This window comes from Georgenia sp. (genome assembly GCF_054605595.1).
On record NZ_JBTSDU010000133.1, the window covers coordinates 1 to 8,180 of the forward strand.

The window sequence follows — 8,180 nt, forward strand, 5'->3', positions numbered from 1 at the left end:
GCTCGGCGTGCCGGGCCGCCAGGCGGGTGCTGACGGTGCTCACGGCGGACCGGGCAGCGGGTCGTGCTGGTACCGCCCGCGGTGCCCGCGCGACGGCGCGAGCGGCAGGGGGCTCGGCGGGTCGGGACAAGGCCGTCGAACGTGCCGGACCAGCCGGGCGGGCCGGCTCGGCCCCCCGGGCCGGTCCGGCCGCACGCGCCGGCTCGGCCCCCCGGGCCGGTCCGGCCGCACGCGCCGGCTCGGCCCCCCGGGCCGGTCCGGCCGCACGCGCCGGCTCGGCCCCCCGGGCCGACCTGGTCGCCCGCGGTGCGGCGGCGGACGCCTGGGCCGGGGCGCGTGGGGTGGCCGGGTGGGGCCGTTCGGACCGGGTGACGGCGCGTGGCTGCCGGGGCGCGGCGGGCGGCTTCACGCCGGTGCCCCCAGTCGCTGCAGGATCACCGGGCCGAGCTCGGTGACGTCCCCGGCGCCCACGGTGAGCACGAGGTCGCCCGGCCGGGCGAGGTCGGCCACGGTCTCCGCCGCGGCCCTCCGGTCCGCCACGTAGCGGCCCCGCTCGGGCATCGCGTCGGTGATGAGCGAGCCGTCCACGCCGGGCACGGGGTCCTCCCGGGCGGCGTAGACGTCGGTGACGACCACCAGGTCGGCGCCGGCCAGCGCCCGCGCGAAGGCACCTGCGAAGGTCTGTGTGCGGGAGTACAGGTGGGGCTGAAAGAGCACGATCACGCGTCCGTCGCCGGCGGCGAGCCGGGCCGCCCGCAACGTGGCGGCGACCTCGGTGGGGTGGTGGGCGTAGTCGTCGACGACGCGCACGCCACCGGCGGTGCCGCGCACCTCGAACCGGCGTCCGGTGCCCGAGAAGGCGCTGAGGGCGCGAGCCATCGCGGCCGGGGCCACGCCGAGCTCCACGCCGGCGCACCAGGCACCCGCCGCGTTGAGGAGCATGTGCTCGCCGCCGACCTCGATCGCCAGGGGCACGGCGACGTTGGCGGGCGCGCCGTCCGCCCGGTGCCCGGTCCGGCGCAGCTGGGTGAAGGACCGGTGCGCGGTGAGCAGGGCGTCGCCGACGCGGGCGTGCGCCTCCCCCACCTCCGGCGACGGCCCGACGCCGTAGGTCACGACCCGGGTGCCGCGGTCGGCGGTACGCCGGGCCAGCGCGAACGCGCCGGGGTCGTCGGCGCACGCGACCAGCAGCCCGCCCGGGAGGATGCGCTCGGCGAACTCGTCGAACGCCCGGTGGAACGCGGCCACGGAGCCGTAGTGGTCCAGGTGGTCCGGCTCGACGTTCGTGACGACGGCGACCCGGGGCGCGTAGTTGAGGAACGACCCGTCGGACTCGTCCGCCTCGGCCACGAGCACGGGTCCTTCGCCTAGGTGCGCGCCCGCACCCAGGCCGAGGAGTGTGCCACCGATGGCGTAGGAGGGGTCCTGGCCGGCGGCCCGCAGGGCGACGGCGAGCATCGCCGAGGTGGACGTCTTGCCGTGCGCGCCGGCCACCGCCACGAAGTCGCGCCCCTGGGCGGCGAGGGCGAGCGCCTGGGAACGGTGCAGCACCGGCAGGCCGCGCTCCCGGGCGACGGCGAGCTCGGGGTTGGTCGCGCGCACGGCGGTCGAGACCACCACGGTCGCCCCGTCCGGGACGTGCGCGGCGTCGTGGCCGACGAACGCCGGCACCCCGAGGTGACGCAGGTGGTCCAGGGTCGCGGAGTCGCGCTGGTCCGAGCCGGAGACGTCATGGCCGCGAGCGAGGAGCAGCTCGGCGACGACGGACATCCCGGCCCCGCCGATGCCGATGAGGTGGAAGCGGGTCACGGCCGCCCCCGCCCGGCCGCGGACAGGACCAGGTCGGCGAGCCGGGCGGCGCCGTCCCCCGGGCCGGACCCGGCGGCCGCCGCGCCCATGCGGGCGAGCTCGCCACGGTCGTGCAGCAGCGGGGCGACGTGCTCGGCGACCCAGGTCGCGTCGAGGGCGGTGTCGTCGACGAGGATCCCGCCGCCGGCCGCGACGACGTCGGCCGCGTTGAGCCGCTGTTCGCCGTTGCCCACGGGCAGGGGGACGTACACCGCCGGCAGCCCCAGAGCCGCGAGCTCGGCGACCGTCCCCGCCCCCGAGCGGCACAGGACCAGGTCCGCGCAGGCGTAGGCGAGTTCCATCGCGCCGAGGTACTCGCGCACCTGGTAACGCGGCGCGGAACGTGGCCCGAGGGCAGCGCGAACCGCGTCCGCCTTGCCCCTGCCGGTCAGGTGCAGCACCTGGGAGCCGGCGGTCAGCGCCGGGGCCGCGGCGGCGACGGCCTCGTTCAGCCGTTGCGCCCCCAGGGAGCCACCGGTGACGAGCAAGGTCGGCAGGTCCGGGTCGAGGCCGAGCTCACGGGCACCGGCGGTGCGGCGCTCGGCGGGCGGCCTCGGGTCGGCGACGAGCGCGGCGACCGCGGGCCGCAGCGGGAGCCCGGTGACCTCGGTACGGCCCCGCACGGCCCGCAGCGGGGTGGAGGCGAACGTGAGGGCGACGGCGGCGGCCCACCGGGCGCCGAGCCGGTTGGCCAAGCCGGGGCGGGCGTTCTGCTCGTGCACCACGACGGGCACGCCCCGCCGTCGCGCGGCGAGGTATGCGGGGGTCGCGACGTAGCCGCCGAAGCCGACGACGACCTCGGCGCGGGTCTCGACGATGGCGGCCTCGGCGGCGCGCACCGCCGCACGCAGCCGGGCCGGCAGGGCCAGGAGGGCGGGCGAGGGTCGGCGCGGCAGCGGGACGCGCGGGACGATCCGCAGCGGGTACCCGGCCTCGGGGACGAGGGTGTGCTCGAGCCCCGCGACGGTGCCGAGCACGGTGATCTCGGCCCCGCCCGGGCGACGGGCCAGTTCGGCGGCCGTCGCCAGCAGCGGGTTGACGTGCCCGGCGGTGCCGCCGCCGGCGAGCAGGGCACGGACGGGTCCCTCAGCCACGGCGCACCCGGGAGCCGACGACGGCGAGGGAGCGGGCCACGACGCCGCGGCGGGCCGCCAGGGCGGCCGCCGCACCGGGCTCCGTGCGGGCGAACGCCAGCACGACGCCGATGGCGATGAGGGTGGAGATCATGGCCGAGCCACCGGCGGAGACGAGCGGCAGCGGCACGCCGATGACCGGCACGAGTCCGATGACCACGCCGATGTTCACCATGGCCTGGCACAGGATCCAGGTGGCGATCGCCGTCGTCGTGATGCGGGCGCAGTTGTCCTTGTGCCGGCGCACGATGCGGAACATGCCGAATGCGAGGACGCCGAAGAGGCAGAGCACGAGGAGCGTGCCGAGCAGGCCGAGCTCCTCCCCGATGATCGCGTAGATGAAGTCGTTGTGCGCCTCGGGCAGGTAAGACCACTTCTCCCGCGAGGCGCCCAGACCGACGCCGGAGATGCCGCCGGTGCCGAGCCCCCACAGGCCGTGCTGCGTCTGGAACCCGGAGCCGGTGGGGTCGGACTCGACCAGGCCGAGGAACGTCAGCACACGGGTGGTGCGGGACGGGGAGATGACGACCATGAACGCGGCCGCACCGGCCCCGAGGACGCCGGCCGCGCCGTACCAGCGCAGTGGCAGGCCGGCGACGAAGTACGCCCCGGCCACCAACGCCACCATGACCAGCACCGTCCCGAGGTCGTGCCCGGCGAGCACCAGCGCGATCGCGGCGCCGGCGCCGAGCACGCCCGGCAGGAGGGCGTGCTTCCAGTCGGTGGCCAGCAGGCGGCCCTTCCGGGCCAGCACCAGGCCCAGCCACAGGGCCAGGCCGAGCTTGAGGAACTCCGAGGGCTGGACGGTCTGCCCGAGGCCGGGCAGGTAGATCCAGTTCACGTTGCCGCCCTGGCTGCGCGCCAGCGGCGTGAAGATCAGCAGCTGCGCCCCGAGCGTGGCGAGGAAGGCCGGCCAGGCGAGCCGGCGGTACCAGACCACCGGGATGCGGGAGGCCAGGACGGCCAGCGGGAGCCCGATGAGGACGAACCTGAGCTGGCCGAGGAACGCGGCGTAGGGGTTCCCGGTCTCACGGATCGACGTGATGGTCGAGGCGGAGAGCACCATCACCACGCCGATCGCCACGAGCAGCAGTGCCGCACCCGCGACGAGGTAGTAGCTGAGGGCGCCGATCTCCTGCCGGGGAGCGCGCGCGGCGCGGGTCGCCCGTGCGGGGGCGTGCGCGGCGGGAGCGCGTGTCGACCGGTCGAGCGTGGTCATCCGTGCCCCCCCTCCAGCTCCCGTGCCGCACGGGCGAACGCCTCGCCCCGGGCGGCGTAGCTGCTGAACTGGTCCATCGACGCGGAGGCCGGGGCCAGCAGCACGGTGTCGCCGGGACGAGCGAGCCGGGCCGCGTGCGCGACGGCTGCCGCCATGACCTGATCATCGTCGGCGTCCACCTCGATCACCGGGACGTCGCCCGCGTGTCGCGCCAGCGCGGAGCGCAGCGGCGTGCGGTCGAGGCCGATGAGGACGACGCCGCGCAGCCGGTCCCGGTGCGCACGGACGAGGTCGTCGAACGTGGCGCCCTTGGCGAGCCCACCGGCGATCCACACGCACGTGCCGGCGGGCACGGAGCCCAGGGACGCCGCGGCGGCGTGGGCGTTGGTGGCCTTGGAATCGTCCAGGTACGCGACGCCGTCGACCGTGGCGACCCGTTCGATGCGGTGCGTCCCGGCCGGGAAGTCCCGCAGTCCCTGCCGCACGTGCTCCGGCGCCACGCCGTGCGCCCGGGCCAGGGCGGCGGCCGCGAGGGCGTTCGCGACGACGTGGGCGGGGACCACCCCGCCGGCCGGGGCGAGGTGGGCGAGGTCGTCCAGGGTGGCGAGCTCGGTGGCGTCGCGGTGACGGTCGGGGGGGAAGGCGCGGTCGACCAGGTAGTCCTCGACCAGGCCGAGCTGGCCGACGGCGGGGGTGGCGAGGGTGAACCCGACGGCGCGGGCGCCGTCGAGGACGTCGGCGTCCTCGACCATGGCCCGCGTGGCGGGGTCGGCCTCGTTGTACACGCACGCGACCCGGGTGCGGGCGAACACCCTCGCCTTGGCGTCTCGGTACGCCTGGAACGAGCCGTGCCAGTCGATGTGGTCCGGGGCGAGGTTGAGGCAGGCGGCCGCCTCGGCGCTGACCGTGCGGGTGGCGTGGAGCTGGAAGCTGGACAGCTCCACGGCGAGCACGTCGGGGGCGTCGGCGCCGGTGGCGGTGGCCACGCGCACGATGGGGGTGCCGACGTTGCCGACGGCCACCGCCCGCTCCCCCGCCGCCGTGAGGATCGAGGCGAGCATGCCCACCGTGGTCGTCTTGCCGTTGGTGCCGGTCAGCGTGAGCCACGGGGCGAAGGTCCCGTCGGCGCGCGGGGTGCGCAGCCGCCAGGCGAGCTCGACCTCGCTCCAGGTGGTCACGCCGGCCGCGCCGGCGCGCACGTGCAGCGGCGAGACGGCGGGGATCCCCGGGGACACGACCACGACGTCGGGCCGCCCCGCCAGCACCTGGTCGGCGAGACCGGCCGGGTCGGCCACCGCCCGCAGGGCGACGTCGGCAGGCACCTCGACGCCCTCGCGGGCCCGGTCGACGGCGTCGGCCGAGGCGTCGTAGCCGGTGAGCCGGGCGCCGGTGCGGCCGAGGGCCTCGAGCGCGGCCCGGCCGGAGGTACCGAGGCCGACGACGGCGACCCGGGCGCCCTTGAGGTCGGTGGGCCGGCTCATGACACCGACACCCACTCGGCGTAGAACAGGCCGATGCCGGCCGCGGCGAAGAGGGCGGCGATGATCCAGAAGCGCACCACGATGGTGACCTCGCCCCACCCCTTGAGCTCGAAGTGGTGGTGCAGCGGTGCCATGCGGAACACGCGCCGCCCGGTGGCCTTGAAGAAGCCGATCTGGATGACGTCGCTCATGACGATGATGACGAACAGCCCGCCGAGGATGGCCGCGAGGACCTCGGTCCGGGTGAGGATCGAGAGCCCGGCCAGGGCCCCACCGAGGGCGAGGGAGCCGGTGTCGCCCATGAAGATCTGGGCCGGGGAGGTGTTCCACCACAGGAAGCCGAAGCAGGCACCGACGATGGCCGCGGTGACGATCGCGAGGTCGCGGGGGTCACGGACCTCGTAGCACTCGGGGCCGGGGTCGACCAGTACCTGACAGGACTGGTTCGACTGCCAGATGGTGATGACGGTGTAGGCGCCGAAGACGAGCATGGACGCTCCGGTGGCCAGCCCGTCGAGCCCGTCGGTGAGGTTGACGGCGTTCGACCAGGCGGTGATGAGGAAGTTGGCCCACAGCACGAACAGCACGATGCCGATGCCCGCCCCCGCCCAGGCGAGGTCGATCCCGGTGTCGCGGATGAAGGAGATCTCGGTGGCGGCGGGGGTGCGGAAGTTCTCGTTCGGGAACTGCAGCGCCAGCACGGAGAAGGTGATGCCGATCGCGGCCTGCCCGACGATCTTGCCCTTGGGGTTGAGCCCGAGGGAGCGTTCGCGCGAGATCTTGATGTAGTCGTCGAGGAAGCCGATGACGCCCAGGCCCACCATGAGCAGCAGCAGCAGCAGCCCGGAGATGTTGGGGGTGCGCCCGGTCAACAGGTTGCCGACGGCGTAGCCCAGCACGGTGGCGGCGATGATGACCACGCCGCCCATGGTGGGGGTGCCGCGCTTGGTGAAGTGGGCGGTGGGACCGTCCTCGCGGATGAACTGTCCGTAGTTCTTCTTCACCAGCAGCCGGATGAACAGGGGCGTCCCCGCCATCGCGAGCACGAGCGCGACCGCGGCCGCGATCAGCACCGCCATCATCAGGGGTTCCTCCCGGCCAGCCGCTCGGCGAGGCGCCACAGGTCGGTGCCGTGGGAGCCCTTGAGCAGGACGACGTCGCCGGGTCGCAGGCCGGCGAGGTGGCGCTCGGCGGCGGCGAGGTCCGCCACCTCGACGACCTCGGTGGTGGTCCCGGCCCGGCGGGCGGCATCGGCGAGCGGGCCGGTGCCGGGGCCGACGGTGAGGAGGACGTCGATACCGAGCGTCGCCGCCTCGGTGCCGACGGCGGCGTGCTCGGCGGCCGAGTCCGCCCCGAGCTCGAGCATCTCGCCCAGCACGGCGATGCGACGGCGCGGCCCGGCCAGGGTCACGAGGGCCCGCAGCCCGGCCCGCATCGAGTCGGGGTTGGCGTTGTAGGCGTCGTCGACGACCCGTACGCCGTCGTCCCGGTCGGTCACGGCCATGCGGTGCGGGCTGGTGGCGCCCGCCTGCCCGAGCCCCGCGGCGACGCCCTCGATCCCGATCCCGCACTCGAGCGCGACGACGGCGGCGGCGAGCGCGTTCGCGACCTGGTGCTCCCCCACCAGCGCCAGCCGGACCTCGTGGAGCGCCGCGGCGCCGACGAGCGTGAAGCGGGCTCTGCCGGCGCCGTCGAGGGCGAGGTCCGTGGCGCGCACGTCGGCGTCCGGCTCGCGGCCGAAGGTGACGACCGGCCCGCGGGCGAGCGTGGCCATCGCGGCGACGCGCGCGTCGTCGGCGTTGAGCACGGCGGTGCCGCCGGGCAGCAGTCCCGCGACGAGCTCGGACTTCGCCCGCGCGACGTTCTCGATGCCGCCGAACTCCCCGAGGTGCGCGCGGCCGACGGCCAGGACGACGGCGATGTCGGGCGGGGCGATCGAGGTGAGGTAGGTGAGGTTGCCGACCCGGTCGGCGCCCATCTCCAGCACGAGGTACTGCGTGTCGGGCGTCGCCCGCAGGACGGTCAGCGGCAGGCCGATCTCGTTGTTGAAGGACCCGGGCGGGGCGACGACCTCGCCCAGGGACGCGAGGAGGTGGCCCAGGAGGTCCTTGGTGGTCGTCTTGCCGTAGGAGCCGGTGATCGCGATGACACGCAGGAGGTTGCCGGTGGTGCGCGCGGCGCGCAGGGCGGCGAGGTGGTGCCGGGCGAGGTCGCCCAGGGCCGCCGCGACGTCGTCGACGACGACGACCCGGCCCGGGTCGGCGCCGGCCGCCAGCACCTGCTCGGCGTCGGTGACCAGCGCCGCCGCGGCGCCGCCGGCCAGCGCGGCGGCCACGAACCGGTGGCCGTCGACGTGCTCGCCGGCGAAGGCGACGAACAGGGCGCCCGGGACGACGTCGTGCGAGTCGGTGACGACGGGCCCGTCGACGGCGTGCTGCTGGGCGCCGCGGTGGTCGGCCCGCCGTCCGCCGGTGACGGCGGCGACGTCGTCGAGCGTGA

At 75.9% G+C, this 8,180-nt stretch carries 6 protein-coding genes; all 6 read right to left on the reverse strand.

Going from position 1 to position 8,180, the window contains the following annotated elements:
• Window positions 1-405: 405 nt before the first annotated feature.
• Window positions 406-1,770 (reverse strand): UDP-N-acetylmuramate--L-alanine ligase, encoded by a 1,365-nt coding sequence (gene murC / locus ACYC1Z_RS12815; RefSeq protein WP_461409917.1) that lies wholly within the window; start codon window positions 1,768-1,770, stop codon window positions 406-408.
• Window positions 1,771-1,805: 35 nt separating this feature from the next.
• Window positions 1,806-2,942, reverse strand: coding sequence for an undecaprenyldiphospho-muramoylpentapeptide beta-N-acetylglucosaminyltransferase (gene murG, locus ACYC1Z_RS12820; RefSeq protein WP_461409912.1), 1,137 nt, complete (start codon window positions 2,940-2,942; stop codon window positions 1,806-1,808).
• Entirely contained in the window at window positions 2,935-4,200 is a 1,266-nt protein-coding gene (locus tag ACYC1Z_RS12825) for a peptidoglycan glycosyltransferase FtsW (protein WP_461409913.1), read from the reverse strand. Before ACYC1Z_RS12825 ends, murG begins: the two co-directional genes overlap by 8 nt.
• Complete coding sequence (gene murD / locus ACYC1Z_RS12830; protein ID WP_461409914.1) at window positions 4,197-5,681, reverse strand: UDP-N-acetylmuramoyl-L-alanine--D-glutamate ligase; 1,485 nt, start codon at window positions 5,679-5,681, stop codon at window positions 4,197-4,199. The genes ACYC1Z_RS12825 and murD overlap by 4 nt, the downstream gene beginning before the upstream one ends.
• Entirely contained in the window at window positions 5,678-6,763 is a 1,086-nt protein-coding gene (mraY, locus tag ACYC1Z_RS12835; protein WP_461409915.1) for a phospho-N-acetylmuramoyl-pentapeptide-transferase, read from the reverse strand. Before mraY ends, murD begins: the two co-directional genes overlap by 4 nt.
• The coding region (locus ACYC1Z_RS12840; protein ID WP_461409916.1) for a UDP-N-acetylmuramoyl-tripeptide--D-alanyl-D-alanine ligase at window positions 6,763-8,180 on the reverse strand (1,418 nt) is incomplete at its 5' end. The genes mraY and ACYC1Z_RS12840, both read right to left, overlap by 1 nt.